Genomic DNA, 26,996 nt, shown 5'->3' with positions numbered 1-26,996 from the left:
GGGTTACTCGACGCCTACCAGGAGGAGGGCCGCGTGGCGGCCGCCTCGGTAGACCACCGTGTCGACCGCCAGGTGGGCGTCCCTGACGTGGCGTTCCAGGAGGTCGGCGACGCGGTCGGGGACCTCGTCGCCCAGGACGAGGGTGACCATCTCGCCGCCCGCCGCGAGCATCCGGTCGAGAACGGTCACCGCCGTCTCCACGAGGGTGTCCGTGGCGTCCGGGCCGGGGGTCGCCCCGATCACCGCCACGTCGCCGTCGATCAGCCCGAGCACGTCCCCGGCCTGGCAGATGCCCGCGGTGGTCCAGGACTGCCGCTCGGCTACGGCCAGTTCGGCGTACCGGGTCGCGCCGGCGGCCGAGGTCATCGACACCACGTCCTCGTCGAAGCGGCGGCCCGGCTCGTGGACGGCGAGCGCGGCGATGCCCTGGACCGCGGACCGGGTGGGGATCAGCGCGACCCGCACCCCCTCGGTGCGGGCCTGTTCGGCCGCCGCCGCCGCGGTGTGCCGCAGATCGGCGTCGTTCGGCAGCAGGACCACCTCACGCGCGTGCGCGCGCCGGATCGCCTGCACCAGTTCCCCGCTGGCGGGCGGCTCTCCGGGGCGGGCGAGGACCGTGGTGGCCCCGGCCTCGCCGTACAGCCCCGCGAGGCCCTCGCCGGGGACGACGGCCACGATCGCGCGCTGCGCCGGTTCCCGTACGGGACGGGCGTCGCCCCCGCGCGCGGTGTGCGCGTCCCCGGCGCCGAAGTGGGTGATCCGGATGCGGTACGGGCGGCCCGCCTCGACCCCGGCCTCCACGGCGGCACCCGCGTCGTCGACGTGCACATGGACGTTCCACAGCCCGTCGCCGCCGACGACCACCAGGGAGTCCCCGAGCCCGTCGAGCCGGGCCCGCAGCCGCTCGACGGCCGGGTCGGTGGCCTCCAGCAGATAGATCACCTCGTACGCGGGTCCGCCCACCCCGTCCTCGCACTCCTCGACCGACTCCACCGATCCGTCCGGCTCCACCTGCTCGGCCGACCCTGCCGGTCCAGGCGACCCGGCCGCGCCGGACGGGCCCGGGAGCGCCGGAGCGGGCCGCTCCCCCGTGCACGCCTCCACCAGTGCCCCCAGGACGGCCACCAGGCCCCGTCCACCGGCGTCCACGACCCCGGCCCGCCCCAGGACGGCCAGCTGGCGTGGTGTGGCCTCCAGCGCCGTCCTGGCGCTTCGGTACGCGGCGCGTACGACGGACCGGCAGTCGTCGGCGGCTCCGGCCGCCCCGTCCGCCGCCGCCGTCGCCACCGTCAGGACCGTGCCCTCGACGGGGTGCGCGACCGCCTCGTACGCCGACTCCGCGGCCCGCCGCAGCGCGCGTCGCAGCGCGCGGGCGTCCCCGGCCGCCCGCGCCGGGCCCACCGGTTCGTCGGCGGTGTCCCGCGCGTCCTCCGCCGCGAGCACCTCGGCCATCCCGCGCAGGAGCTGCGCGAGGATCGTGCCGGAGTTGCCGCGTGCCCCGATGAGCGCGCCGTGGGCCATCGCGCGGGCGGCCTGCGCCGCCGACGGCAGCTCCGGCTCGTGCCCGGCGAACGCGGCCTCCACGGCCTGCGCCGCGGATTCCAGCGTCAGATAGAGATTGGTCCCCGTGTCACCGTCCGCGACCGGGTAGACATTGATCGCGTCGATCTCCTCACGGGCCCTGCCCAGCGCGTCGAGGGACAGCGCGCACCAGGCGCGCACCAGGGCGGCGTCGAGGATCTGCGGCACCTGTCGCTCCTTCGGCATCCGGACTGCGACGCAGCGTAGACCCCGGGCGGGGTCCCCCCGGAAGAGGGCCCGCGACCAGGGGCGGGGCGGGAGTCCGGGGGCGCTCGTGGTAGTTTCGTTGCACCGGGGCAGCCGTAGTATGCTGCTTCGGTTGCCCGATCCGCATCGGGCCTTTCCCCTGGCAGCGCCACCCGATCATTGATCCCGGCATGCCGGGATCAACCGTAAGCGCATCTGAAGTCTTTGGAGTGACCCGTGGCTGCCAACTGCGACGTCTGTGGCAAGGGGCCGAGCTTCGGCAACAGCATCTCCCACTCGCACCGCCGTACGTCCCGTCGCTGGAACCCGAACATCCAGCGCGTGCGTGCCGTGGTCGGTCGGACGCCGAAGCGGCTCAACGTCTGCACCTCGTGCATCAAGGCCGGCAAGGTCTCGCGCTGACGTAAAGCTAGCGCGGCCACCTTCTGGTCGCTGCGAAACCGGTCCACCCTCGGGTGGGCCGGTTTTTGCGCGTGCCCATACGCGCGGCCCCCACACGCGGCTCCTACGCGTGTGGAGGGTGTCCCCGGCCCTCGGGGGCACCCCCCACGCGCGTGTGCCGTACGGCGGGTCGTTGCGGTCAGGCGTTCCTGAGGCGCCAGCCGTGGTCCACCGGCCCTATCCCGCCGCCCAGGGCGAACCCGGCGCCGATCGCGCCGGTCACGTACTCCTTGGCCGCGGCGACCGCCTGGGGCACCCGGTCGCCGTGGGCGAGCCGGGCGGCGATCGCGCTGGCGAGGGTGCAGCCCGTGCCATGGGTGTGCCGGTTGTCCAGCCGGGGTGCCCGGAACCAGTGCTCGGCGGCCCCGTCCGTGAGCAGGTCGACCGCGTCCCCGGCGAGATGCCCGCCCTTGACGAGTGCCCAGCGCGGCCCGAACCGCAGGATCGCCTCGGCGGCCCGGCGCATCCCGTCCTCGGACCGCACCTCGATCCCGGTGAGCTGCGCCACCTCGTCCAGATTGGGGGTGGCGACGGTCGCCGTCGGCAGCAGCTCCAGCCGGACGGCGTCCAGCGCGGAGGACGCGAGCAGCGGATCGCCGTGCTTGGAGACCCCCACCGGGTCGACCACCACGGGCGCGTCGGTCGCGGCGAGCAGCCCCGCGACCGTCTCGACGAGTTCGGCGGTGGCCAGCATCCCGGTCTTCACCGCCTGGACGCCGATGTCGTCCACGACACTGCGGTACTGGGCGCGCACGGCCGCCACCGGCAGCTCCCAGGCTCCCTGGACGCCCAGGGAGTTCTGCGCGGTCACGGCGGTCAGGACGCTCATCCCGTGCGTACCGAGGGCCAGCATGGTCTTGAGGTCGGCCTGGATGCCGGCCCCGCCCCCGGAGTCGGACCCGGCGACGGTGAGCACGCGCGGCAGCGCCGGGCGGACGGGTATGGGGGGCAGGGTCATGGCGGTCGTCCCGGTCTCTCGGTTCTCGGTGCCTCGTTCCGTGTGCGGTGACGGAACCCCGCCGATTGTGCCGGTTCCGGGCCGGATCAGCCCTCGATGTCGCCGAAGTGGTCCCAGCCGCCCTTGTGCGTCCAGGGCGCGCCGTCGACCGTGACCTGGGGCAGCGCCGACGGATTGAGGACCTCGCCGATGATCCGCCAGCGCGCGGGGAGCTTCACCTCGGGCGGGAAGGTCGCCACGATGGCGTGGTCCTCGCCCCCGGTGAGCACCCACATGAGCGGGTCGACACCGACGGCGGCGGCGATGTCGTTCATCTGCGACGGCACGTCCACCGCGCCCGAACGGACGTCGATCCGGACCTTGCTGGACTCCGCGATGTGCCCGAGGTCGGCGATCAGTCCGTCGCTGACGTCGGTCATCGCGGTCGCGCCGAGTCCGGCGGCCGCGGGACCCGCGTGGTACGGGGGTTCGGGCCTGCGGTGGGCCTCCACGAAGGCCCGCGGTGAGCGGAATCCCCGGGAGAGGACCGCGTGCCCGGCCGCCGACCAGCCCAGCCAGCCCGTGACGGCGACCACGTCACCGGGCTGTGCCCCGGCCCGGGTCACCGGTTCGTGGTTGCGCAGATCGCCGAGCGCGGTGATCGCCAGGGTGATCGTCTCGCCCCGTACGACGTCCCCGCCGACCACGGCGGCGCCCGCGACCTGGCATTCGTCGCGCAGCCCGTCCATCAGCTCGGTGGGCCAGGTCACCGGCAGTTCCGCCGGGACGACGAGCCCGAGGAGCAGCGCGGTGGGCACGGCGCCCATGGCCGCGATGTCCGCGAGGTTCTGTGCGGCGGCCTTGCGGCCCACGTCGTAGGCGGTGGACCAGTCGCGGCGGAAATGACGTCCTTCGAGCAGGACGTCGGTGCTGGCGACGACCCGCCGGTCGGGGGCGGTCACCACCGCGGCGTCGTCGCCCGGCCCCAGCCGTACCGCCGGGGTGGTGGTGAGCCGGGCCGTCATCTCTTTGATGAGCCCGAACTCGCCCAGCTCTCCCACGGTGCCCTTCATCGTCGTACTGCCCCTTCCGCGCCGGTCCGGCTGCCGTGCCCGGCCGCGAGCGGCGTACGGGCGCGGACCGTTCCTGTCCTGGGTACGGTCGGCATGACCGTCAACGTGTGCCGTGCGTGCACCTCGTGCGCGCCACAGCCCCCGCGGGTCTCCCCGCGGCGAGCGGCGACGCGATAACGTGGCGTCTCTTCTCCCCACATGATCCTCGTGGCCGCCCTGGAGGTTCCGTGGTACAGGCGTACATCCTGATCCAGACGGAGGTCGGCAAAGCGTCGACCGTCGCTGACACGATCAGCAAGATCCCGGGGGTGATCCAAGCAGAGGACGTGACCGGACCGTACGACGTGATCGTGCGGGCGCAGGCCGACACCGTCGACGAGCTGGGCCGCATGGTGGTTGCCAGGGTCCAGCAGGTGGACGGCATCACCCGAACCCTGACCTGCCCGGTCGTTCATCTGTAGCCCCCGTCTACCCTAGGCCGGTGAACATTCTCCGTCGCCGGCCCCGTTCACTCGCCGGGCCGTCCGTCCTCGCCCTGCTGTTCACCGTCACCGGTTGTTCCGTACTGGACGGACCGGCGACGGCGGCGGTGCCTTCTCCGGGCGCGGCGGCGGACCGGCTGTGCCGGGACCTGCGCGAGGAGCTCCCCGAGCGGGTGGAGGGGCTCGGCAGGCAGGACCCGGAGCCCTCGTCCGAACTGACCGCCGGATGGGGTGATCCGGCGATCATACTGCGCTGCGGTGTGCCCAAGCCCGCGGCGCTCCTCGATCCGAAGGCCGAGAGCGTGACGGCCGACGGTGTGGCCTGGCTCATCGAGCCGCAGAAGAACGGTTCCTTCCGTTTCACCACCGTGCAGCGCCGCGTGTATGTCGAGGTGTCCCTGCCGAAGTCCCGTACGGGCGGGGGCGTGAACCCGCTGCTCGACTTCGCGGAGCCGGTGAAGAAGACGGTCCCGGAGGGCATCCCCGACTGATCCGGGGAGGTGTCCGGATCGCCGTGCTTCACCGTCCCCTCACCTCTGCCCGCCGCCCCGGCGCGGCGGCGGGCGGGCCGGGGCCGGGCGGCGGACGCGCGGGGATCGGGTCAGCGCAGTCCGGTGGAGCGCCGGAGCGCGGCCTGCACGAGCCGGTCCACCAGCTCCGGGTAGGGCACCCCGCTCGCCTCCCACATCCGCGGGTACATCGAGATGGGGGTGAACCCGGGCATCGTGTTGATCTCGTTGATGACGAACGTCCCGTCCTCCGTGAGGAAGAAGTCCGCGCGGACGAGCCCCTCGCAGGACGCGGCCTCGAACGCGGCGACCGCGAGCCGCTGGATCTCCGCGGTCTGCTCGGGCGTCAGCGGCGCGGGGATGATCCCGGCGGCGGAGTCGATGTACTTCGCCTCGAAGTCGTAGAAGTCATGGGCCTGGACGGGCGGGATCTCGGCGGGCACGCTCGCGCGCGGGCCGTCCTCGAACTCCAGGACACCGCACTCGATCTCCCGGCCCCGCAGCAGCGACTCGACCAGGAACTTCGGGTCGTGGCGCCGGGCCTCCTCGATCGCCTCGTCCAGCTCCTCGAAGGAACCGGCCTTGGTGATGCCCATCGAGGAGCCCGCGCGGGCGGGCTTGATGAACAGCGGCCAGCCGTGCTCGGCCGCGAAGTGGGCGATCCGCTCCCGCGCGCCCGTCTCGTCCTGCTCCCACTCCCGGGGCCGCACCACGAGATACGGGCCGACGGGCAGGCCGAAGGACTGGAAGACGCGCTTCATGTAGTCCTTGTCCTGGCCGACGGCCGAGGCGAGGACCCCGGAGCCGACGTACGGCGTCCCGGAGAGTTCGAGGAGTCCCTGGAGGGTGCCGTCCTCGCCGTACGGGCCGTGCAGGACCGGGAAGACCACATCGACGTCGCCGAGGGCCTTGGGCACGGCACCGGGCTCGGTGTAGACGACCTCGCGGTCGTTCGGGTCGACCGGGAGGACGACACTGCCCTCGGACGACTCGGCCAGCTGGTCGACGTTCGGCACCTGACGGTCGGTGATCGCCATCCGGTCCGGTTCGTCGGCGGTCAGCGCCCAGCGCCCGTCCTGGGTGATGCCGATCGGCAGCACGTCGTACTTGGTGCGGTCGATGGCACGCATGACGGCGCCCGCCGTGACGACGGAGATGCCGTGCTCGGAACTGCGGCCGCCGAACACGACGGCCACACGCGGCTTGCGGAGCCGGTGGCCCTGGGGTGAGGTCTCGCTGCTCATATCGCGTTGAGCGTACCCGTTGCCCCGCCGTGGGTCAGCGCGCCCGGGCCGCGTCGTACGACGGACCGCGGCGGGTCCGCCCGGCGCGGCCCGGTGGGCGGCGCCGGGCGGCCGGTTCAGCGGCGTTCGGCCTTGGCGCTGCGGGACATCAGTTCCCTGAGCGCCACGACCGGCGGCTTGCCCTCGTGGACGATGTCGACGACGGTCTCCGTGATCGGCATGTCGACCCCGTGCCGCCGGGCCAGATCGGCCACGGACTCGCAGGACTTGACGCCCTCGGCGGTCTGCCGGGTGACCGCGATGGTCTCCTGGAGGGTCATGCCCTTGCCGAGGTTGGTGCCGAAGGTGTGGTTGCGCGACAGCGGCGACGAGCAGGTGGCGACCAGGTCCCCGAGCCCGGCGAGCCCGGAGAACGTCAGCGGGTCGGCGCCCATCGCGAGGCCGAGGCGGGTCGTCTCGGCGAGCCCCCGGGTGATCAGCGAGCCCTTGGCGTTGTCGCCGAGGCCCATCCCGTCGGCGATGCCCACGGCGAGCCCGATGACGTTCTTGACGGCCCCGCCCAGTTCGCAGCCGACGACGTCGGTGTTGGTGTACGGGCGGAAGTACGGGGTGTGGCACGCGGCCTGGAGCCGCTGGGCGACGCCCTCGTCGGCGCAGGCGACGACGGACGCGGCGGGCATCCGGGCGGCGATCTCCCGGGCGAGGTTCGGCCCGGTGACGACGGCGACGCGGTCGGCGCCGACCTTCGCGACATCCTCGACGACCTCGCTCATCCGCATCGCGGACCCCAGCTCGACGCCCTTCATCAGCGACACCAGGACGGTGCCCGGGGCGAGCAGCGGCGCCCAGTCCGCGAGATTGGCGCGCAGGGTCTGCGAAGGAACCGCGAGGACGGTGAAGTCGGCTCCGGCGGCGGCCTCGGCCGGGTCGGTGGTGGCCCGCAGGTTCGCGGGCAGTTCGACGCCCGGCAGATAGTCCGGGTTGGTCCGGGTGGAGTTGACGGCGTCGGCGAGTCCGGCGCGGCGGCCCCACAGGGTCACGTCGCAGCCCGCGTCCGCGAGCACCATCCCGAATGCCGTTCCCCAGGAGCCGGTGCCGAAGACGGCCGCCTTCACGGTGCTGGTCACTTGCCGCCCTCGATGTCGTGGTCGATGTGTTCCGCCGCTGTCCTGCGGCGCTGTTCGACTCGCACATGGCGCGGGTCGTAGCGGGTGTGCGGGGCCTTCTCCCCGCGCAGCAGCTCCAGCTGCTCGGTGATGGCCGCCATGATGACCTCCGTGGCCTCCTTGAGGAGTTCCGGGGTCGGTTCCCGGTCGTGGAACCGGGAGAGGTCCACCGGGGGTCCCGCGAGCACATGGTGCGTCTTGCGGGGCCACAGGTCGGGCTTGCTCGCGTACGGCGGCAGCAGCAGGTTGGCGCCCCACTGGGCCACGGGGACGACCGGGCAGCCGGTGGCCAGCGCCACCCGGGCGGCGCCCGTCTTGCCGATCATGGGCCACTGGTCCGGATCGCGGGTGAGGGTGCCCTCGGGGTAGAAGGCGACGCATTCACCGCGTTCGACGGCGCCGATCGCGGCCCGGAAGGCGCTGAGCGCGTCGGTGCTCTCGCGGTAGACGGGGATCTGGCCGGTGCCACGCATCGCCGCACCCACGAAGCCCTTACGGAAAAGAGCGTGCTTGGCCAGGAAACGGGGCACTCGTCCCGTGTTGTACTGAAAGTGGGCGTAGGCAACCGGGTCCACATGCGAATTGTGGTTTACCACGGTGATGAATCCGCCCTCGGCCGGAATGTTCTCCATTCCTCGCCAGTCCCGCTTGAACAGAACCACCAGTGGCGGTTTGCACAGGACCGCCGCGAAGCGGTACCAGAAGCCGACTTTTCGGCGGGACACGCGAACACCTTTCTCTCGTTCCACCGGGGCCCGGTGAGCCCCTGGTCAGGCGCCCAAGTGTGGCTCCGGGGCGCCCCTCTGTCGAGGACACCGTACGCCCGGGGGGCCGGCGGTCACGTCCTGCTCAGGGCGGGTCCGGGGGTGCCCGCGCGCGGGGTCCGGACCGGGGGCAGGTCACAATGGGCGCGATGAACGGGGACGGAGCGCGTGTGCGGTGGACGCTGGTCGTCCCCTTGAAGCCCTTGGCGCGGGCGAAGAGCAGGCTTTCGGACACCGCGCCGGACGCCGTACGGCCCCGGCTGGTCCTCGCCTTCGCGCAGGACACCGTGGCCGCGGCGGGTGCGAGCCCGGCGGTACGCGATGTGGTGGTCGTCACGGACGACCCGCTGGCAGGGCGGGAACTGGCCGGACTGGGCGCGCGGATCGTCCCCGACGCGCCCCGCCGCGCGCCGGACCGCGCCCGCGACCGCACGCCCGACGACGGGCTGAACGCGGCGCTGACGCACGGCGTGGCCACGGTGCGGCTGGGGCGGCCCGACGCGGCGGTGGCCGCGCTGAACGCGGACCTCCCCGCATTGCGCACCGAGGAATTGACCCGCGTTCTCGAACAGGCCGCCCGTTTTCCGCGCGCATTCCTCGCGGATGCTGCGGGAATCGGTACGACATTGCTCACCGCGTTGTCCGGGCGTGAACTGCTGCCCCTTTTCGGGAACGCCTCCAGAATGCGGCACAGGGGTTCCGGGGCGGCCGAGATCATGCTTCCGGGTATCGATTCCGTCCGCCAGGACGTCGATACCGGTGCGGATCTGCGTACCGCCCTTTCCCTCGGCGTGGGCCCCCACACCCAAAAAGCAGCAACCCTCCTCCCCCACCCCGGACACCCCCCGCGCTCCCACCCCTGAACACACCCCAGGTCTGTCCGGGTGGGCGCGCTTGTTCCTGTGCCGTCGTCCGGGGGGCGCAGTTCCCCGCGCCCCTTTGGGGGCGCCTCAGCCTCCTGAGGCTGGCCGTCGTCCGCGGGCTGTCCGGAGAATCCCGACCGGCGCCGCCCCGAAGAACCCACCGGGGGTGCCCCAAAGGGGCGCGGGGAACTGCGCAAAAGACGAGAACCGGCCCGCACCCGAAGAGCGACGCACAGGGGCAGCATCCAGGGGCGCGGGGAACTGCGCACCCACCGAGCGACGGCACAGGGACAAGCGGGCCCACCCGGACAGACCCAGAAGCGCAAGCGAAGGCGACCCGCAGGGACAAGGCGACCGCAGGAGGCAGCATCGGCCCCACGCCCGCCGGGAAGCTACCGTGTGGGGATGCAAGCCACCGCGTACACGTACGACCAGGAGACCCGCAGCGGCAGCGTCCTCCTGGACGACGGCACCCCCGTCCCGTTCGACGCCCCCGCGTTCGACGCGGGCGGCCTCCGCCTGCTCCGCCCCGGCCAGCGCGTCCGGATCGAGGTCACCGGCGAGGCCGGGGCCCGCCGCGTCACCCTGATCACCCTCCAGACCTTCTGACGCCGCCGGACAGCGCCCGGACAGCCCGCGGGCCGGGCTCCCCGAGGGGAGTCCGGCCCGGCGCGTGAGTGCCTACGAGGCCCTGCCCTACCGCTTGCGGGCGGTGGCCTTCTTGGCGGTCGTCGTCTTACGCGCGGTCGACTTCTTGGCCGGCGCCTTCTTCGCGGTGGTCTTCTTCGCGGGCGCGGTCTTCTTGGCCGCGGCCGTCGTCTTCTTGGCGGTGGCCGTGGTCTTCTTGGCCGCCGTCGTCTTCGCGGGGGTGGCCTTCTTCGCCGTGGCGGTGGTCTTCTTCGCCGTGGTCTTCTTGGCGGTGGCCGTGGTCTTCTTCGCGGCGGCCGTCGTCTTCCTGGCGGCGGCCGTGGTGGTGGCCTTGCGGGCCGTGGCCTTCTTGGCGGTGGCCTTCTTCGCCGCGGCCTTGGTGGTGGTCCTGGTGCCACCGGTCAGGCTGCCCTTGGGGGCCTTCTTGACGGAGACCTCGCCGCCCTTGGGGAGCTTCTTGGAACCGCTCACCAGGTCCTTGAACCCCTGGCCCGCACGGAAACGGGGCACGGAGGTCTTCTTGACCCGCACGCGCTCCCCGGTCTGCGGGTTACGGGCGTACCGCGCCGGCCGCTCGACCTTCTCGAACGAGCCGAAGCCGGTGACCGAAACACGGTCCCCACCGACAACTGCGCGCACGATGGCGTCGAGTACGGCATCGACGGCGTCAGCGGCCTGCTGACGGCCGCCGACCTTGTCGGCAATCGCTTCTACGAGCTGCGCCTTGTTCACGTCTTCCCCTTCGGAGACATTGCCAGAACGAATCTGTTCAAGCTTTTTCGCACGTTAGGCAGATATATACCGCAAATCAAACACGAAACGGGCTAATCACCCTTGTGCCGCAACGAACTCGACCGCTGCCGGCTCGGTCGCGTCCGTCATGACCCGATGCGGCTGCCGCTCAGGTGTCTTCGGGGATTCGCCCCTCGTCGAGGTCCGCGTTCAATCGCTTCAGACGCCTTGCCGCATCGGCGAGGTCGTGTTTGGCCACGGCCGTAATGACCAGCAGCTTCCGGGTCAGCGCCATCCGTACGCCCTCCGGGACTTGCAGTGCGCGCACCTTGGCGTGCGCTTCCTTCAATTGGTCCGCCACGACCCCGTAGAGCTGGAGTTGGTCGTCGCGTTCCATGCACCGATTGTGCCATCTAGGGCGAGTTGTCGCCCCCCCAGGGTGCAACTGTGCAGCTCGGAGGGCATTTCGGGTCAGTATCCGGGTCGCTCACGCAAGTCACCTTTCGGACTCTTCTCGCTCTGGCAGCAGGGTAGTTGGCCCCGGCACCGGACCGCCATGGGCGGGCGGCGGACACCGAAAAGTGCGCACACGGATGTACCCCCAACCGTGGCACGGATGGGGGTACATCAAGGGGGTCGAGCGGGCGCCCGGGGCACCGGAAGGGCCCGTTCGGGGCGGTCGGGCGGGCCCCGGTCCCGGTGGCCGGGACCCGCCCGCCGGCACTGGGCCGTTCGGGCCGGTCCGGGCCTCGCGAGGGGCCGCGGCCGGGTCAGACCGGGAGGGTGCGCGGCTTGTGGGAGGGCCGGCGTGCCTCGTACGCGGTGATGTCCGTCTCGTTGGCGAGGGTGATGCTGATGTCGTCCAGACCGTTCAGCAGCCGCCAGCGGGCGTTCTCGTCCAGCTCGAACGGGGCGGTGAGGCCCTCGGCCCGCACCTCGCGGGCCTGGAGGTCGACGGTGATCTCGGCCTGCGGGTCGGCCTCGGTCAGCTCCTGGAGCGCGTCCACGACCTTCTGCTCGATCACTACCGTGAGCAGGCCGTTCTTCAGCGAGTTGCCCCGGAAGATATCGGCGAAGCGCGACGAGATGACCGTCTTGAAGCCGTAGTTCTGGAGCGCCCATACGGCGTGCTCACGCGAGGAGCCGGTACCGAAGTCGGGGCCCGCGACCAGGACGCTGGCACCCTGGCGCTCGGGGCGGTTGAGGATGAAGTCGGGGTCCTTGCGCCACGCCTCGAAGAGCCCGTCCTCGAAGCCGTCGCGGGTGACCTTCTTCAGCCAGTGCGCGGGGATGATCTGGTCGGTGTCGACGTTGCTGCGGCGCAGCGGGACGGCCCGGCCGGTGTGGGTGGTGAAGGCTTCCATGGTCCTCAGACTCCTGCGGGTGTGGCGACGTCGGCCTCGGCGAGATCGGCCGGGGAGGCCAGGTGGCCCAGTACCGCGGTGGCGGCGGCGACCTGCGGGGAGACCAGATGGGTACGGCCGCCCTTGCCCTGCCGTCCCTCGAAGTTGCGGTTGGACGTGGAGGCGGAACGCTCACCGGGAGCCAGTTGGTCGGGGTTCATGCCCAGACACATGGAACAGCCCGCGTGCCGCCATTCGGCCCCGGCCTCCTTGAAGACCTTGTCCAGTCCCTCGTCCACGGCCTGGAGTCCGACCCGGGCGGAGCCGGGGACGACCAGCATCCGTACGCCGTCGGCGACTTTGCGGCCGTCCACGATGGCGGCGGCGGCGCGCAGGTCCTCGATGCGGCCGTTGGTGCATGAACCTACGAAGACGGTGTCGACCTTGATCTGCCGCAGCGGCTGTCCGGCGGTCAACCCCATGTACTCCAGGGCCTTTTCGGCGGCGAGCCGCTCCGAAGCGTCGTCGTACGAAGCCGGGTCGGGGACGTTCGAGGAGAGCGGGGCGCCCTGACCGGGGTTGGTGCCCCAGGTGACGAACGGCGCCAGCTCGGCGGCCTCGATGACGACCTCGGCGTCGAAGACGGCGTCGTCGTCGGTGCGCAGCGTCTTCCAGTACGCGACGGCGGCGTCCCAGTCCTCGCCCTTCGGGGCGTGCGGACGGCCTTCGAGGTAGTCGAAGGTGGTCCGGTCGGGCGCGATCATGCCCGCGCGGGCCCCGGCCTCGATCGACATGTTGCAGATGGTCATCCGGGCCTCCATCGAGAGCTTCTCGATGGCCGGGCCGCGGTACTCCAGGACGTAGCCCTGGCCGCCGCCGGTGCCGATCCGGGCGATGATCGCCAGGATCAGGTCCTTCGCGGTGACCTCGTCGGGCAGTTCGCCGTCGACGGTGATGGCCATGGTCTTCGGCCGGGCCATGGGGAGGGTCTGGGTGGCCAGCACATGCTCGACCTGCGAGGTGCCGATGCCGAACGCCAGACCGCCGAAGGCGCCGTGCGTGGAGGTGTGGGAGTCACCGCAGACCACGGTCATCCCGGGCTGGGTGAGGCCCAGCTGCGGGCCGACGACATGGACGACGCCCTGCTCGACGTCGCCCAGCGGGTGCAGCCGGACACCGAACTCGGCGCAGTTCCTGCGCAGGGTCTCCAGCTGGGCGCGCGAGACGGGGTCCGCGATGGGCTTGTCGATGTCGAGGGTCGGGGTGTTGTGATCCTCGGTGGCGATGGTGAGGTCGAGGCGCCGGACCCGGCGGCCGTTCTGCCGCAGGCCGTCGAACGCCTGCGGGCTGGTCACCTCGTGCAGCAGGTGCAGATCGATGAAAAGGAGGTCGGGCTCGCCCTCGGCGCGCCGGACGACATGGTCGTCCCAGACCTTCTCCGCGAGTGTCCTACCCATCGCTTTCCCTCCGGTCGACCGTCGTTGGCCGACCCAACTAGAGATGTGAACGCCGTCGCCCGTACCCCTCGTGCCAGGCAGCGACCGCCGGCCCGCGGTCGGCGGGGCGGCGTCTGACGTACAGGGTGACAAGTTCCCCGGGGAATTGAACTTGCGTTTCACAGAGTGAGACGCGAATATCGTTGCATGGACAACTCTAGTGGTGTCGGCGTACTCGACAAGGCGGCTCTCGTACTGAGCGCCCTGGAGTCCGGTCCGGCCACCCTCGCCGGGCTGGTCGCGGCGACCGGGCTCGCCCGGCCCACGGCACATCGTCTCGCGGTCGCCCTGGAGCACCACAGGATGGTCGCCCGCGACATGCAGGGGCGGTTCATCCTGGGCCCGCGGCTCGCGGAGCTGGCCGCGGCGGCCGGCGAGGACCGGCTGCTGGCCACGGCGGGGCCGGTGCTCACGCATCTGCGGGACATCACGGGAGAGAGCGCGCAGCTCTACCGGCGCCAGGGTGACATGAGGATCTGTGTGGCCGCCGCCGAGCGGTTGTCCGGACTGCGGGACACCGTGCCCGTGGGGTCCACGCTGACCATGAAGGCGGGCTCGTCCGCGCAGATCCTGATGGCCTGGGAGGAGCCGGAGCGGCTGCACCGCGGTCTCCAGGGCGCCCGTTTCACGGCCACGGCGCTGTCGGGTGTGCGCCGCCGGGGCTGGGCGCAGTCGATCGGGGAGCGGGAGCCGGGGGTCGCCTCGGTGTCCGCGCCGGTGCGCGGCCCGTCCAACCGTGTCGTCGCGGCCGTCTCGGTGTCCGGCCCGATCGAGCGGCTGACCCGCCACCCGGGGCGGATGCACGCGCAGGCGGTCATCGACGCGGCGGCCCGGCTCTCCGAGGCCCTGCGCCGCACGGGCTGATCCCGTACGAGCGGCGCGCCGGACCCGACCGGCCCGGCGCGCCGCGAAGGACCGCGACCCGGCGTACGTCACGAAGAACCGGACCGCCGGGACGGTCAGGCGCCGCCGGGTGCCGCGGAGCCGAACCGCTGGGCCGCGCGGTCGCCCCGGCGCCCCACGGGGACCGTGCCGCGGGCGGCCCCCAGTCCGAACGCGGGCATGTCCACGTAGACGTTCTCGTAGGCGCCCGCGGGGACCAGGTAGGTCTCGTGGAAGATCCCGACGCTCCCCCGGCCGTCCCGGGCGCGGCGGTTGAACGCGGTCCAGGCCGGCCGGTGCTCGGCGTCCTGCCGTGAGGCGTACGCGAGCAGCTTCTCCTTCGACTCCCAGTACTGGACCGTGCTGAAGACACGGGGCGAGTAGAGGAAGCGGTACCCGAGCATCCCGGAGTCCGGATCGTCGGACAGCTCCTTGAGCATCGGCGGCATCGCACGCACGGTCGGCAGCCAGCTGCGCACCGCCCGCCAGTTGTTGACCCGCATCCCGATGAGGAAGACCACGATCTCCTCGTCGGCCTCGGTCGTCATCCGCCCCTTGTTCGGCTCAGCACCCATGGCGTTCTCCCAGGCAAGAGTGGTTGGATAGTCTCACTATCCTTCTTTGGATAGTGCCACTCTCCAACGAAGGGTGCAAGTGCCATGAGGCTCGCGGAGCTGAGCGCGCGCAGCGGGGTCCCGACCGCGACGATCAAGTACTACCTGCGCGAGGGACTGCTTCCGGCGGGCCGCCGGGTCAGCGCGACCCAGGCCGCGTACGACGACGTCCATCTGCGCCGGCTGCGGCTGGTACGGGCGATGATCCAGGTCGGACGGGTCCCGGTGGCGACGGTCCGGGAGGTGCTCGCGGCGGTGGACGACGACTCGCTGGACCACCACATGCGGCTGGGCGCGGCGGTGTGGGCGCTCCCCCATGAGCTCGGCGGGACGGATGTGACGGCGGACGACGACGGTGCGGAGGTGACCGAGGCGGCCCGTGGCGCGGTGGACGCGCTGCTGGACCGGCTCGACTGGCCGTTCGCCCGGCTGGCGGGCGCGGATTCCCCGGCGTACCGGACGCTGGTCGGCGCGCTGGTACGGCTGGCGCAGCTCGGATACCCGTGGGACATCGACCACTTGACGCCGTACGGCCGGCTCGCGGAGCGGCTGGCGGTGGCCGATCTGGACATGGTGCAGGGGTACGGCCCGGCGGACGAGCAGGTGGAGGCGGCGATCGCGGTGACGGTGCTCTACGAGCCGGTGCTGCTGAGCCTGCGACGGCTCGCGGACGGCGAGGAGTCGTACCGCCGCTTCGGCGAGCAGGAGCACGCACCGGGGGACGACGCCCCCGAGGCGGACGGCTGACGCGGCAGGGACCGGCCCCGGCCCCGGGGGTGCACGAGAAGGGCCCTCCCCGTGGGGAGGGCCCTTCTTCGCTACAGCTCTGGTACCCCCGACCGGATTCGAACCGGCGCTACCGCCTTGAGAGGGCGGCGTGCTAGGCCGCTACACAACGGGGGCCTGAGTCGTACTGTGCTGCCCGTCACCCACGCACGGAAGGTGCTTGGGGTGAGCGGAACCGCGCTGGCCTACCAGGACTCGAACCTAAACTAACTGAACCAGAATCAGTCGTGCTGCCAATTACACCATAGGCCATGGCTGGTCCGGTTTTACTGGACCGAGTGCGTACCCCCGACCGGATTCGAACCGGCGCTACCGCCTTGAGAGGGCGGCGTGCTAGGCCGCTACACAACGGGGGCCTGGCGATCCCACCCGGCTGATCACCGGGTGTTGTCACCGCTGGGTCGGCAGGAGCTACCTGGCGATCATGCGGGATGGATCAGTACCCCCGACCGGATTCGAACCGGCGCTACTGCCTTGAGAGGGCAGCGTGCTAGGCCGCTACACAACGGGGGCGATGCAGATAAGCTCTGCGAGCTGGCCTACCAGGACTCGAACCTAGACTAACTGAACCAGAATCAGTCGTGCTGCCAATTACACCATAGGCCACCGCGACGCAACCCCCTCGCGGGGATCTTGTTCGGTATCGCGCTTCCCGGCCGGACCTTCTCGGCCCTCTCGGGCGGCGCAGGAAGAACATTACCCGAAGGTGGACGGCGCTCCAAAACGGGTATCCGCGCGGAGCAGCGCGGGGAGTTCGGCGAGCGAGGTGATCCGGCGCAGCCCCGGCGGGACCTCCGCCGTCCACAGCCCGCGATCGAGCCATACGGAGAAGAGCCCGGCGGCCTCCGCGCCCACGGCGTCGATCTCCGGCTGATCACCCACGTACGCCACTTCGTGGGCGGGCAGTCGCAGAGCGTCACACGCGGCGTGGAACGCCTCGGCGGCGGGTTTGGCGATGCCCAGCTCGGCGGCGCACAGCACCGACTCGAAGCGGTCGTGGACGCCGAGGACCCGCAGTTTGTGGTCCTGGTTGCGCAGGGAGGAGTTCGACAGCACCGCGTGCCGGTGGCTGCCGGCCAGGGCGTCCAGGGCGGGCAGGACGTCCGGGAAGAGGGCCCAGGCGTCCTGGTAGTAGGCCACGTACCGGTGGAACCAGTCGTCCGCCTGCGCGTCGGTGAGCGGGGCGTCGAGAAAGATCCGGACGCGGTCCCGGCGCTGGTCCTCGAAGGACACCCCGCCCGCCTCGAACCGCCGCCACTGGGCGTTCGTGACCTCCCGCCAGAGCGCGAGGGCCCGCTCGGCGGTCCCGTACCGCTCCAGCAGGCCCTCGGCTCTCAGATGACTCCGCATCCCGGCGCGGTCCGCCGTGGTGTAGTCGAAGATCGTGTCGTCGATGTCCCACACCACGGCGCGAATGCTCATACGCCGACGGTAACCGTCAGCCCGCCAGCTTCACCAGTGCCGCGTCGATCCGGGCCAGGGCACGGTCCTTGCCCAGGACCTCCAGCGACTCGAAGAGCGGCAGGCCGACCGTACGGCCGGTGACGGCCACCCGGACCGGGGCCTGGGCCTTGCCGAGCTTGAGGCCGTGCTCCTCGCCCGCCGCGAGGACGGCTCCCTTGAGCGACTCGGGGCTGCTCCAGTCGGCGTCGGCGAGCTTGGCGCGGGCCGTGCGCAGCAGGGCGTCGGAGCCCTCCTTCATGGCCTTCTGCCAGGACGCCTCGTCCGCGACGGGCTCCTTCAGGAACAGGAAGTCGACGTTGGCGGTGATGTCCGACAGGACGGTGAGCCGGGTCTGGGCATGCGGGGCGATGGCCTCCCACGCGGTCCGGTCGAAGTCCTCGGGCGCCCAGGGGGCGTGCGGCGCGCGCAGCCACGGTTCGCAGGCCTCGGCGAAGGTCTTCACATCGAGCAGCCGGATGTGGTCGGCGTTGATGGACTCGGCCTTCTTGAGGTCGAAGCGCGCCGGGTTGGCGTTCACGTCGGCGATGTCGAAGGCCGCGACCATCTGGTCGATGGAGAAGACGTCCTGGTCGGCGGAGAAGGACCAGCCGAGCAGCGAGAGGTAGTTGAGCAGTCCCTCGGGCAGGAAGCCGCGCTCACGGTAGAGGTTGAGCGAGGACTGCGGGTCACGCTTGGACAGCTTCTTGTTGCCCTCGCCCATCACGTACGGCAGGTGCCCGAACGCGGGGACGGCCTCGGCCAGGCCCAGTCCGATGAGCGCCTGGTAGAGCGCGATCTGGCGGGGGGTGGAGGACAGCAGGTCCTCGCCGCGCAGCACGTGGGTGATCCCCATGAGGGCGTCGTCGACGGGGTTGACGAGCGTGTACAGGGGGGCGCCGTTGGCACGGACGATGCCGTAGTCCGGGACGTTCTCCGGGGTGAAGGTCAGTTCGCCGCGGACCAGGTCCGTGAAGGTGATCGGCCCGTCCGGCATCCGGAACCGGGTGATCGGGGTACGGCCCTCGGCCTCGTACGCGGCCTTCCGCTCATCGGTGAGGTCACGGCAGTGGCCGTCGTACCCGGAGGGCTTGCCGGCGGCGCGGGCGGCGTCGCGGCGCGCGTCCAGCTCCTCGGTGGTGCAGTAGCAGGGGTACGCGTGACCGGCCGCGCGGAGCTTGTCCGCGACGTCGGCGTAGATGTCCATGCGCTGCGACTGCCGGTACGGGGTGTGCGGACCGCCGACCTCGGGGCCCTCGTCCCAGTCGAGCCCGAGCCAGCGCAGCGAGTCGAGGAGCTGCTCGTACGACTCCTCCGAGTCACGGGCCGCGTCGGTGTCCTCGATGCGCAGGACGAGGGTGCCCTTCTCGTGCCGGGCGTACGCCCAGTTGAAGAGGGCGGTGCGGACCAGGCCCACATGGGGGTTGCCGGTCGGCGAGGGACAGAAACGTACACGGACGGGTCCGTTAACCACGCGTGATCACCTTGTTGGTGAGAGTGCCGATGCCTTCGATGGAGACGGCGACCTCGTCGCCGACGTTCAGGGGGCCGACCCCGGCGGGGGTGCCCGTGAGGATGACGTCCCCGGGGAGGAGCGTCATGGCCTCGGAGACATGGACGATCAGGTCCTCGACCGACCTGACCATGTCGCTGGTGCTGCCGAGCTGGCGCTGCTGTCCGTTGACCGTGCACTGGAGGGTCAGGTTCGCCGCGGTCGCCAGGTCGATGCCGGTCTCGACCCAGGGGCCGAGCGGGCACGAGGTGTCGAAGCCCTTCGCACGCGACCACTGGTTGTCGCTGCGCTGGATGTCACGCGCGGTGACGTCGTTGGCGCAGGTGAAACCGAGGATCACGTCCTTGACCCGCTCGTGCGGGACATCGCGGCAGAGGCGTCCGATCACCACGGCCAGTTCGGCCTCGTAGTGGACCTCCTGCGAGAAGGACGGGTACGCGATGCCGTCGCCGTCGCCGATCACCGAGGTGCTCGGCTTGAGGAAGGCGACGGGGGTGGCGGGGACCTCGTTGCCCAGTTCCGCGGCGTGCTCGGCGTAGTTGCGGCCGATGCCGATGACCTTGCTGGGGAGGACCGGGGGGAGCAGACGGACCTGGTTCAGGGGGACCCTGGTGCCGGTCGTCTCGAACTCCGCGAACGGGATGCCCTTGATGATGTTGAGGACCAGACCGTCGGTGGAGCCGGGCGGGCTGTCGCCCTCGACCACGCCGAAGGCCACATTGCCGTCGATGGAGAATCTGGCGATGCGCACGGTGGCTGGCGCCCCTTTCTTTCCGCTGGACCGGTGAAGCCCCAGGCTAACGCTCAGCCCGCAGGTCGCCTTCGCTCGCGCCCCCCGGGTTTCCTGCGCTGGGCGTACTTGTCCCTGTGCCGTCGCTCGGTGGGTGCGCAGTTCCCCGCAGGTCGCCTTCGCTCGCGCCCCCCGGGTTCCTGCGCTGGGCGCACTTGTCCCTGTGCCGTCGCTCGGTGGGTGCGCAGTTCCCCGCAGGTCGCCTTCGCTCGCGCCCCCCGGGTCTCCTGCGCTGGGCGCACTTGTCCCTGTGCCGTCGCTCGGTGGTGCGCAGTTCCTCGCGCCCCTGAGGTTCCCCACCTGGGCGTACCTGTTCCCGTGCGGGTCGGACGGGGGTGCGCAGTTCCCCGCGCCCCTGAGGTGCTGCCCACTTGCGGTCGCTCTTCGGGTGCGGGGCCGCCCTCGTTTTTGCGCAGTTCCCCGCGCCCCTGGGGTTCCACTCCTGGGCGTACCTGTTCCCGTGCGGGTCGGACGGGGGTGCGCAGTTCCCCGCGCCCCTGAAGGGGCACCCCCTTCCTCCCGCAGTCGCGCTGCTGCCGGAGGGGGTGGGCGGGAATCTCTGCCCGCAGACTCCGATGCTCTTCAGTCGGGCAAGGGGGACGTCGTACCGAGCGCGTTGGAGCGAGGACGGAGAATCCCGACCGGCACCGACCCGAAGAACAAGCCGGACGCGCCCCAAAGGGGCGCGGGGAACTGCGCGAAAACGAGAACCGCCCCGCACCCGACCGACAACACCAGACAGGCAGCGCCCCGACAGGGGCGCGGGGAACTGCGCAAACCCACGAACGACGGCACAGGAACGAAGCACGCCCCGCCGGACAGACCTGGGAAGCGCAAGCGAAGGCGACCCGCGGGGAACCGCGAAACCACCGAGCGACCGCACAGAAACGAAAGACGCCCAGCGGGAGAAACCTCAGAAGCGCAAGCGAAGGCGTTACGCCGGGGACGGCACGAACGGCGCGGGCGGGGTCATGAGGATGGTGCGGCGGGGGTTGGCCGTCTGGGCCGGCAGATCGAGCGAGTGCACCAGCGCCTCGCCCCCACCCCGGAACTCCGCGACATCATCGACATGCGCCAGCGTGGTACGACGCGGATTGGCGGTGTTGCGGAGCAGCATCGTGGTCTTCATCTGAGTGCGGACCCTGTCCTGATTCGGGACGCCGGGCCCGCCACATGGCGCTCCCGGCGCACGGGTTGTCATTACTGCCAGCGGTGTAAAGCGTCAGGCTAAACGCGCAATTCCCCGACTGCGGCAGGATGACGCAGGAAACAGGGTGTGAGTTTGCTCACGACCCAGGGGATATTCCCGACATTTAACATGAGGGTCGAGTGGGAGTGAAAGGGGCATTACCCACCCGAAGCCGTCATTCCGCTCCCGATCATCGCGACTGGGACACCCGGACACTTCCTGCACCTCGTAGCAATTTGTCCGTTGTGCACCAGATAAGGTTCTACGTCCGGTGACCCGGGCCTCACTGCGCGTCACCGAGGTCACAGCCTGGCCCTCCGCTCTTGTTGGAGATCCGGCACTGTGCTGGAATTCCCGGGACCGCCGCGGGAACCAACCGGCGCACAGGGGGCGCAGCGAAGCGCCGAGTGAGCGGCGGGTGGGGGCAGCGCCGGTCACTCACGACCACCACAGGACACGGCAACACGCGGTGCTCCTGCTTGACGCCGACACCGTCCCACCGCACTGCGGGGGGACGCCTGGTCCAGAGGTTGCGACGCTAGTGCAGGGACGTTTCAAGAGGGATGGCAGCGGTCCGGCGGAGCCGGAGCCGCGCGGCGGGACCGACCGTGGCTCCTCGCCCCAGCACGCCCAGAACCCAGGACCCGTGTCCATGATCGGCAGCGCGGACTCCGCCCGCCAGTCCGCGCCCGGCGGCCCCGGCCCCGGCCCCGCGGGCGGCCCGCCCCCGGCCCCCAAGGCGAAGTCCAAGGGCAAGGGCCCCCACAACACCGGCTCCCGTGTCGCGCTGCGCAACTGGCGCATCTCCACCCGGCTCGTCTCGCTGCTCGCCCTCCCCGTGGTCGCCGCGACCTCGCTGGGCGCCCTGCGGATCAACCAGTCGATGGACGACATCCAGCAGCTCGACAACATGAAGCTGCTGACGGACCTGACCAAGCAGGCCACCCAGCTCGCCGCCGCGCTCCAGGACGAGCGTGACAGCTCCGCCGGTCCCCTCGCGCACGGCGGCAAGGCCTCCGACTTCGACGTCAAGGGCCCCCGGGACAAAACCGACCGGGCCCGTCAGGCCTTCCTCGAAGGCACCAAGCCGATCGACGACGTCGGCGGGCGGGAGGGCCTGGAGGGGATCAACTCCTCGGTCCGCCAGATCGCCAGCCAGCTCCGCGGCCTCAGCGACGCCCGCGCGGCGGCGTACACGGACCGCAACTCGTCCTCGCAGACCGTCGACGCCTACAGCATGCTCATCGAGGAGCTGCTGGCCCTCTCGCAGGACATGGCGCAGGCGACCAGCAACCCGGAGATGGTCCAGCGCACCCGCGCCCTGGCGGCGTTCTCGTCCGCCAAGGAGTACGCGTCGGTGCAGCGCGCGGTCATCGCCGCGGCCCTCCCCGCGAACAACAAGGACAAGGGCAGTCTCTCCGAGCTGGACCGGCGCTACGCGGCGAACGCGTTCAGCAAGGAGGACGCGGAGCTCACCGGCTTCAAGACGATCTACGAGGGCGACGCCAAGGAACTCCTCAAGCCGATCGACGACGGCAACTCCAACATCAAGGAGTCGATGGCCTACGCCGATCGGGTCCTGGAGTCGCCCGGCGCCATGGAGAACAGCAAGAAGCGCTCGTACAAGGACTGGCTCGACGCCAGTACCACCAAGATCAACGCGATGACCAACATCGAGCGGACCCTGCTCGGCGAGATGGAGGACAAGGCCCGCGAGCTGCGCGACGAGTCGGAGCAGGGCGCGATCATCAGCGGTGCCGTGATCCTGCTCGTGCTCGGTGTCTCGCTGGTCGGCGCGTTCATCGTGGCGCGCTCCATGATCCGCTCGCTGCGGCGGCTCCAGGACACCGCGACGAAGGTCGCCCAGGACCGGCTGCCCGAGCTGGTCAAGCAGCTGTCCGAGTCGGACCCGCAGGACGTCGACACCTCCGTCGAGTCGGTCGGTGTGCACTCCCGGGACGAGATCGGCCAGGTGGCCGCGGCCTTCGACGACGTGCACCGCGAGGCGGTCCGGCTGGCCGCCGAGCAGGCCCTGCTGCGGGGCAACGTCAACGCGATGTTCACCAACCTGTCGCGCCGTTCCCAGGGCCTCATCCAGCGTCAGCTCTCGCTCATCTCCGAGCTGGAGTCCCGCGAGGCCGACCCCGACCAGCTCTCGTCGCTGTTCAAGCTCGACCACCTCGCGACCCGTATGCGCCGTAACGGCGAGAACCTCCTGGTCCTCGCCGGTGAGGAGCCCGGCCGCCGATGGACCCGGCCGGTGCCGCTGGTCGACGTGCTGCGTGCCGCCGCGTCCGAGGTGGAGCAGTACGAGCGGATCGAGCTGTCCTCGGTGCCCGGCACCGAGGTCGCCGGCCGTGTCGTCAACGACCTCGTCCACCTGCTCGCCGAGCTGCTGGAGAACGCCACGTCGTTCTCCTCCCCGCAGACCAAGGTCAAGGTCACCGGGCACGCGCTGCCCGACGGCCGGGTGCTGATCGAGATCCACGACACCGGTATCGGTCTGTCGCCGGAGGACCTCGCGGCGATCAACGAGCGGCTGGCGTCGCCGCCCACCGTGGATGTCTCCGTCTCCCGCCGCATGGGTCTGTTCGTGGTCGGCCGGCTGTCCCAGCGGCACGGCATCCGGATCCAGCTGCGGCCCTCGGACTCCGGTGGCACCACCGCGCTCGTCATGCTTCCCGTGGACGTCGCCCAGGGCAACAAGAAGCCCCCGGTCGGCAAGCCCGGCACGCCCGGTATCCCCGGTGGCCCGGCGGCCGCGCAGGCCTCGGCCGGCGCGGCCGCCGCCCGCCGCGGCCCCGGCCCTTCGGTCGGCAACGGCCCCGGCACCCCCGGGTACCTCGGCCCCGGTCCGCAGGGCGGTCCCCGGGCCGCGCTGCCCGGCCGGGACGGTGCTCCGCAGGTCCCCGGCGGCCGTCCGGCCCCCGCGGGAGCGGGCGCCTTCGGCCAGGGCCCGGCGGGACCGCAGGGACTCCAGAGCACCGGAAGCGGCCTGCCCGGCCGTCCCGGCGGCCAGGGTGGCCAGCCGGGCCAGCAGGGCCCGGGGTACGGACCGAACCAGGGCCAGCGCCCCGGCCAGGGCCAGCACCAGGGGCTGCCGTACGCGGACCGCGGTCAGGGTGTTCCGGGGCAGGGCGGACCCGGGGCCTTCGACGGGGCGCCGGGCTTCGGCAACGGCCCCCGGCAGGACGGTTTCCCGGACGACCCGTCCGGCGGACGCCAGGGCGCTCCCCGGCGCGGCGACGGCTTCGACGGATTCGGTGCCCGGCCCCCGGGCGCCGAGCGTCAGGACGGCCGTCCCGGCGGTCCGGGCCAGGGCCAGGACCCCTCCCGGCAGCGCGGTCGCAGGCCGCAGCTCCCCGCGCGCGGCGCGCCGCGCGCCGAGCTGCCCGGCGGCGGCGACGCCCAGCGGGCGCCGAGCTGGAGCGACGGGACCGCGCAGCCGCCGGTGCCGCGTGCCCCGCAGGACTCCCCCCGGGGTCATGAGGAGCACGACTCCACCACGCAGTTCCCGCGCTTCGACGAGTACTCCGCCGCGCCGCCCGTCGACACCTCGGCGTTCCCGCCGGTCGACGACCGGCAGCAGGCGGGCGCGACCTCGGAGTTCACGCGTCCCGACTACGACGCGCCGCCTCCGCAGGACTTCGGTTCCCCGAGTCCGGACCCGGGTGTCACCCGCTCCGGCGAAGGGGAGGACGGGCCGTACGTCCGCTCGGACGTCTTCGGCGCGCCGGCGGGCCAGGACCCGTCGGACACCGGCCAGTTCCCGGTGCCCCAGGTGACCGGCTACGACGACCGCGGGCAGGGCGGGCCCGGCGGTTACGGTCAGGACCCGTCGGACACCGGGCAGTTCGAACGTCCGGCGCCGGAGTACGGCAGGCCGCCGGCGCAGCAGGGCCACGGCCCCGAGGCGCCGCGGCAGAACCGGCCCACCGAGCCGGAGGCGCTGCCTCCGGCGGGCCCCGGGGACGGCCGTACCCCGCTGTTCGACACGCTGGAGACGGACTGGTTCCGTGGCCAGCGGGCGGAGCGGCCGGAATCGGACGGTACCCTCGGTGAGCAGGCGGTTCCGCAGGGACAGCCCGAACAGTCCGGACATCCGGGGCAGGGCCCGCGGCCCTCGCTGCCGGCCCGGTCCGCGGACACCCCCACCGGCGATCAGAACAGCGCCCGTCCCGGCCCCGGCCAGGGTCCGGGGCAGGGCGGTACGGGTTCCTGGCGGACGTCACCCAATGACGAGCTCGTCCGGCAGGCCGAACGGGTGCGCCAGCCCACCGCGGGTGGCATCACCACCTCCGGGCTGCCGCGCCGGGTGCCGCGCGCGAACCTCGTGGCGGGCACGGCTCAGCAACAGCAGCACCAGACCGGTCCGCAGGTGTCGCGTGCGCCTGACGACGTACGCGGACGGCTGACCAATCTCCGTAGGGGCATCCAGCAGGGGCGGCAGGCCAACACCGGCCAGTCGACCGGCAACCACCCCCGCCCCACTCACCAGCAGGAGCACTAAGTTGAGCCCGATGAGCCAGGCGGCACAGAACCTGAACTGGTTGATCACCAACTTCGTGGACAACACCCCCGGGGTGTCCCACACGGTGGTGGTCTCCGCCGACGGACTCCTTCTGGCGATGTCCGAAGGCTTCCCCCGTGACCGGGCCGACCAACTCGCCGCGGTCGCCTCCGGTCTGACCTCGCTCACGGCGGGCGCGTCCCGCATCTTCGAGGGCGGCACCGTCACCCAGACGGTGGTGGAGATGGAGCGCGGCTTCCTCTTCATCATGCAGGTGTCGGACGGCTCCTCGCTGGCCGTCCTCGCGCACCCCGAGTGCGACATCGGTCTCGTCGGATACGAGATGGCTCTCCTGGTCGACCGGGCGGGTGCGGTACTCACCCCGGACCTGCGCGCCGAGCTCCAGGGCAGTCTGCTCCACTGACCCGCTGACGCGGGTCGCCCGCCTTCTCGTTTCCTGGTCTCGTCCGTCCTGTCCGTCCGATCGCCGATCGAACGCCCGTCCACCGTCCGGCCGCCACTCGGTCCCCCCACCGGCTCTGTCAGACGGCACGCAGACTCCCTGCTGTCCCGCCCGGAGGATTCATGACCCCGCCAACCGCCTCTCACGATCCGTACGGAGCCTCACATCACGCGCCGTACGGGCACGAAGGCGACCAGCCGCTGGTGCGTCCGTACGCGATGACCGGCGGCCGGACCAGGCCGCGGTACCAGCTGGCCATCGAGGCCCTCGTGAGCACGACCGCGGATCCCGCCGCGCTGATGGGGCTGCTCCCCGAGCACCAGCGGATCTGCCATCTGTGCCGTGAGGTCAAGTCCGTCGCCGAGGTCTCGGCGCTGCTGTCGATGCCGCTCGGTGTGGCCCGGATCCTGGTCGCGGACCTGGCGGAGGCGGGCCTGGTCGCCATCCATCAGCCCGGTGGCGACGAGAACGCCGGTGGCCAGCCTGATGTGACACTGCTCGAAAGGGTGCTCAGTGGACTTCGCAAGCTCTGACTCGGCTACGCGCTCGACCACCTCCGCGAAGATCGTGGTGGCGGGCGGGTTCGGCGTGGGCAAGACCACGTTCGTCGGCGCGGTCTCGGAGATCAACCCGCTGCGTACCGAGGCCGTCATGACGTCCGCGAGCGCGGGCATCGACGACCTGACCCACACCGGGGACAAGACCACCACCACGGTGGCCATGGACTTCGGCCGCATCACACTCGACCAGGACCTGATCCTGTACCTGTTCGGCACTCCCGGACAGGACCGGTTCTGGTTCATGTGGGACGACCTCGTACGCGGCGCGATCGGCGCCGTCGTCCTTGTCGACACCCGCAGGCTCGCCGACTGCTTCCCCGCGGTCGACTACTTCGAGAACTCCGGACTGCCCTTCGTCATCGCCCTCAACGGCTTCGACGGACACCAGCCCTACACCCCCGACGAGGTCCGTGAGGCACTTCAGATCGGGCCCGACACACCGATCATCACCACCGACGCGAGGCACCGCGCCGACGCGAAGAGTGGCCTGATCACACTGGTCGAGCACGCCCTGATGGCCCGGCTGCGGTAGCAGCCAAGTAGGAAGTTGTATACGGCAGTTGTCGTAGGAGTACGGACGCCCGCTGTGGGGTTTGACACGGCGGGTCACGGTGTTCATAACATTTCGACAGAGAATTCGAGCACGGCCCGCCACGTGTCGCAGTCGACTGGTGCCGCTGTGCCACAAAGAGCCCCGCCTTTTGGCGGGGCTCGCTCTTTATATCCCTTTTATCTGTCACCTCACGGAGCCGGAACCGTCGCT

At 71.4% G+C, this 26,996-nt stretch carries 26 protein-coding genes and 5 tRNA genes; 11 read left to right on the top strand and 20 right to left on the bottom strand.

The genetic code is table 11. The features are described from left to right. Window positions 1-3: 3 nt before the first annotated feature. Window positions 4-1,767, bottom strand: coding sequence for a DAK2 domain-containing protein (locus AB852_RS29620; RefSeq protein WP_073793295.1), 1,764 nt, complete (start codon window positions 1,765-1,767; stop codon window positions 4-6). A 237-nt stretch (window positions 1,768-2,004) separates the two neighbouring features. On the opposite strand from AB852_RS29620, the gene rpmB reads away from it, so the two are divergent. Further along, window positions 2,005-2,190 (top strand): 50S ribosomal protein L28, encoded by a 186-nt coding sequence (gene rpmB, locus AB852_RS29615; RefSeq protein ID WP_073793294.1) that lies wholly within the window; start codon window positions 2,005-2,007, stop codon window positions 2,188-2,190. Window positions 2,191-2,368: 178 nt separating this feature from the next. Here rpmB and thiD read toward each other — a convergent pair whose 3' ends face one another. Both thiD and AB852_RS29605 read right to left on the bottom strand, forming a co-directional pair. Then, window positions 2,369-3,187 (bottom strand): bifunctional hydroxymethylpyrimidine kinase/phosphomethylpyrimidine kinase, encoded by an 819-nt coding sequence (thiD, locus tag AB852_RS29610; RefSeq protein ID WP_073793293.1) that lies wholly within the window; start codon window positions 3,185-3,187, stop codon window positions 2,369-2,371. Between the two features lie 86 nt (window positions 3,188-3,273). Then, window positions 3,274-4,239, bottom strand: a complete 966-nt coding sequence (locus AB852_RS29605) for a thiamine-phosphate kinase (protein ID WP_073793292.1) — start codon at window positions 4,237-4,239, stop codon at window positions 3,274-3,276. Window positions 4,240-4,466: 227 nt separating this feature from the next. Here AB852_RS29605 and AB852_RS29600 point away from each other — a divergent pair, with 227 nt between their 5' ends. Both AB852_RS29600 and AB852_RS29595 read left to right on the top strand, forming a co-directional pair. Beyond that, complete coding sequence (locus AB852_RS29600) at window positions 4,467-4,700, top strand: Lrp/AsnC family transcriptional regulator (protein ID WP_055493527.1); 234 nt, start codon at window positions 4,467-4,469, stop codon at window positions 4,698-4,700. Window positions 4,701-4,720: 20 nt separating this feature from the next. Further along, window positions 4,721-5,212: a DUF3515 domain-containing protein gene (locus AB852_RS29595; protein ID WP_073793291.1), complete on the top strand. Its 492-nt coding sequence runs from the start codon at window positions 4,721-4,723 to the stop codon at window positions 5,210-5,212. 110 nt (window positions 5,213-5,322) lie between these two features. On the opposite strand, the gene AB852_RS29590 is transcribed toward AB852_RS29595, so the two are convergent. From AB852_RS29590 to AB852_RS29580, 3 genes are all read right to left on the bottom strand, one after another. Further along, window positions 5,323-6,474 carry a D-alanine--D-alanine ligase family protein gene (locus tag AB852_RS29590; RefSeq protein WP_073793290.1) on the bottom strand — a complete coding sequence of 384 codons (1,152 nt, stop codon included), beginning with the start codon at window positions 6,472-6,474 and terminating at the stop codon, window positions 5,323-5,325. 116 nt (window positions 6,475-6,590) lie between these two features. Further along, window positions 6,591-7,601 carry an NAD(P)H-dependent glycerol-3-phosphate dehydrogenase gene (locus tag AB852_RS29585; RefSeq protein ID WP_073793289.1) on the bottom strand — a complete coding sequence of 337 codons (1,011 nt, stop codon included), beginning with the start codon at window positions 7,599-7,601 and terminating at the stop codon, window positions 6,591-6,593. After that, window positions 7,598-8,365 (bottom strand): lysophospholipid acyltransferase family protein, encoded by a 768-nt coding sequence (locus AB852_RS29580; RefSeq protein ID WP_073793288.1) that lies wholly within the window; start codon window positions 8,363-8,365, stop codon window positions 7,598-7,600. The genes AB852_RS29585 and AB852_RS29580 overlap by 4 nt, the downstream gene beginning before the upstream one ends. A gap of 209 nt (window positions 8,366-8,574) precedes the next feature. On the opposite strand from AB852_RS29580, the gene cofC reads away from it, so the two are divergent. Together cofC and AB852_RS29570 are read left to right on the top strand one after the other, a co-directional pair. Then, on the top strand, window positions 8,575-9,267 hold the full coding sequence (cofC, locus tag AB852_RS29575; protein ID WP_073793287.1) for a 2-phospho-L-lactate guanylyltransferase: 693 nt from the start codon (window positions 8,575-8,577) through the stop codon (window positions 9,265-9,267). A 405-nt stretch (window positions 9,268-9,672) separates the two neighbouring features. After that, window positions 9,673-9,876: a hypothetical protein gene (locus AB852_RS29570; RefSeq protein WP_073793422.1), complete on the top strand. Its 204-nt coding sequence runs from the start codon at window positions 9,673-9,675 to the stop codon at window positions 9,874-9,876. A gap of 87 nt (window positions 9,877-9,963) precedes the next feature. Here AB852_RS29570 and AB852_RS29565 read toward each other — a convergent pair whose 3' ends face one another. From AB852_RS29565 to leuC, 4 genes are all read right to left on the bottom strand, one after another. Then, the gene (locus tag AB852_RS29565) at window positions 9,964-10,647 is read right to left on the bottom strand and encodes an HU family DNA-binding protein (RefSeq protein ID WP_073793286.1); all 684 of its coding nucleotides are present in this window, start codon (window positions 10,645-10,647) and stop codon (window positions 9,964-9,966) included. Window positions 10,648-10,816: 169 nt separating this feature from the next. Then, window positions 10,817-11,044: an SCO5555 family protein gene (locus AB852_RS29560; RefSeq protein WP_073793285.1), complete on the bottom strand. Its 228-nt coding sequence runs from the start codon at window positions 11,042-11,044 to the stop codon at window positions 10,817-10,819. Between the two features lie 373 nt (window positions 11,045-11,417). Beyond that, window positions 11,418-12,011, bottom strand: a complete 594-nt coding sequence (leuD, locus tag AB852_RS29555) for a 3-isopropylmalate dehydratase small subunit (RefSeq protein ID WP_073793284.1) — start codon at window positions 12,009-12,011, stop codon at window positions 11,418-11,420. Between the two features lie 5 nt (window positions 12,012-12,016). Next, the gene (gene leuC / locus AB852_RS29550; RefSeq protein ID WP_073793283.1) at window positions 12,017-13,447 is read right to left on the bottom strand and encodes a 3-isopropylmalate dehydratase large subunit; all 1,431 of its coding nucleotides are present in this window, start codon (window positions 13,445-13,447) and stop codon (window positions 12,017-12,019) included. A gap of 186 nt (window positions 13,448-13,633) precedes the next feature. Between leuC and ndgR the strand changes: the two genes are divergently transcribed. After that, complete coding sequence (gene ndgR / locus AB852_RS29545) at window positions 13,634-14,350, top strand: IclR family transcriptional regulator NdgR (RefSeq protein ID WP_007384919.1); 717 nt, start codon at window positions 13,634-13,636, stop codon at window positions 14,348-14,350. Window positions 14,351-14,445: 95 nt separating this feature from the next. Here the strand turns inward: ndgR and AB852_RS29540 are convergent, their stop codons facing one another. Continuing rightward, window positions 14,446-14,943, bottom strand: coding sequence for a DUF4188 domain-containing protein (locus tag AB852_RS29540; protein ID WP_178391151.1), 498 nt, complete (start codon window positions 14,941-14,943; stop codon window positions 14,446-14,448). An 84-nt stretch (window positions 14,944-15,027) separates the two neighbouring features. On the opposite strand from AB852_RS29540, the gene AB852_RS29535 reads away from it, so the two are divergent. After that, window positions 15,028-15,729 (top strand): MerR family transcriptional regulator, encoded by a 702-nt coding sequence (locus AB852_RS29535; protein WP_073793282.1) that lies wholly within the window; start codon window positions 15,028-15,030, stop codon window positions 15,727-15,729. Window positions 15,730-15,809: 80 nt separating this feature from the next. On the opposite strand, the gene AB852_RS29530 is transcribed toward AB852_RS29535, so the two are convergent. The 9 genes from AB852_RS29530 to AB852_RS29490 form a co-directional block, all read right to left on the bottom strand. After that, window positions 15,810-15,885 (bottom strand) — tRNA-Glu (locus tag AB852_RS29530). Between the two features lie 63 nt (window positions 15,886-15,948). Beyond that, a tRNA-Gln gene (locus AB852_RS29525) sits at window positions 15,949-16,020 on the bottom strand. A 31-nt stretch (window positions 16,021-16,051) separates the two neighbouring features. Further along, window positions 16,052-16,124 (bottom strand) — tRNA-Glu (locus AB852_RS29520). 84 nt (window positions 16,125-16,208) lie between these two features. Further along, window positions 16,209-16,281, bottom strand: a tRNA-Glu gene (locus AB852_RS29515). Between the two features lie 21 nt (window positions 16,282-16,302). After that, a tRNA-Gln gene (locus AB852_RS29510) sits at window positions 16,303-16,374 on the bottom strand. A 90-nt stretch (window positions 16,375-16,464) separates the two neighbouring features. Then, window positions 16,465-17,190, bottom strand: coding sequence for an HAD family hydrolase (locus AB852_RS29505; RefSeq protein WP_073793281.1), 726 nt, complete (start codon window positions 17,188-17,190; stop codon window positions 16,465-16,467). Window positions 17,191-17,206: 16 nt separating this feature from the next. Beyond that, entirely contained in the window at window positions 17,207-18,682 is a 1,476-nt protein-coding gene (gene gltX / locus AB852_RS29500; RefSeq protein WP_073793280.1) for a glutamate--tRNA ligase, read from the bottom strand. Continuing rightward, window positions 18,675-19,472 (bottom strand): fumarylacetoacetate hydrolase family protein, encoded by a 798-nt coding sequence (locus AB852_RS29495; protein WP_073793279.1) that lies wholly within the window; start codon window positions 19,470-19,472, stop codon window positions 18,675-18,677. Before AB852_RS29495 ends, gltX begins: the two co-directional genes overlap by 8 nt. Window positions 19,473-20,445: 973 nt before the next feature. Next, window positions 20,446-20,640 (bottom strand): hypothetical protein, encoded by a 195-nt coding sequence (locus tag AB852_RS29490; RefSeq protein ID WP_073793278.1) that lies wholly within the window; start codon window positions 20,638-20,640, stop codon window positions 20,446-20,448. 601 nt (window positions 20,641-21,241) lie between these two features. Between AB852_RS29490 and AB852_RS29485 the strand changes: the two genes are divergently transcribed. From AB852_RS29485 to AB852_RS29470, 4 genes are all read left to right on the top strand, one after another. Next, window positions 21,242-25,210, top strand: coding sequence for a sensor histidine kinase (locus tag AB852_RS29485; protein ID WP_073793277.1), 3,969 nt, complete (start codon window positions 21,242-21,244; stop codon window positions 25,208-25,210). A gap of 10 nt (window positions 25,211-25,220) precedes the next feature. After that, window positions 25,221-25,634, top strand: coding sequence for a roadblock/LC7 domain-containing protein (locus tag AB852_RS29480; RefSeq protein ID WP_073793420.1), 414 nt, complete (start codon window positions 25,221-25,223; stop codon window positions 25,632-25,634). 161 nt (window positions 25,635-25,795) lie between these two features. Further along, window positions 25,796-26,206, top strand: a complete 411-nt coding sequence (locus AB852_RS29475) for a DUF742 domain-containing protein (protein ID WP_073793276.1) — start codon at window positions 25,796-25,798, stop codon at window positions 26,204-26,206. Continuing rightward, a complete protein-coding gene (locus AB852_RS29470) occupies window positions 26,187-26,765 on the top strand; it encodes a GTP-binding protein (RefSeq protein WP_073793275.1) in 579 nt (192 codons plus the stop codon). The genes AB852_RS29475 and AB852_RS29470 overlap by 20 nt, the downstream gene beginning before the upstream one ends. Window positions 26,766-26,996: the final 231 nt, after the last annotated feature.

The sequence above is a fragment of the Streptomyces uncialis genome, assembly GCF_001905345.1.
Classification (GTDB): domain Bacteria; phylum Actinomycetota; class Actinomycetes; order Streptomycetales; family Streptomycetaceae; genus Streptomyces; species Streptomyces uncialis.
The sequence above is the reverse complement of the archived record's forward strand: the minus strand, read 5'-3'. Positions and strand labels throughout refer to the sequence as shown.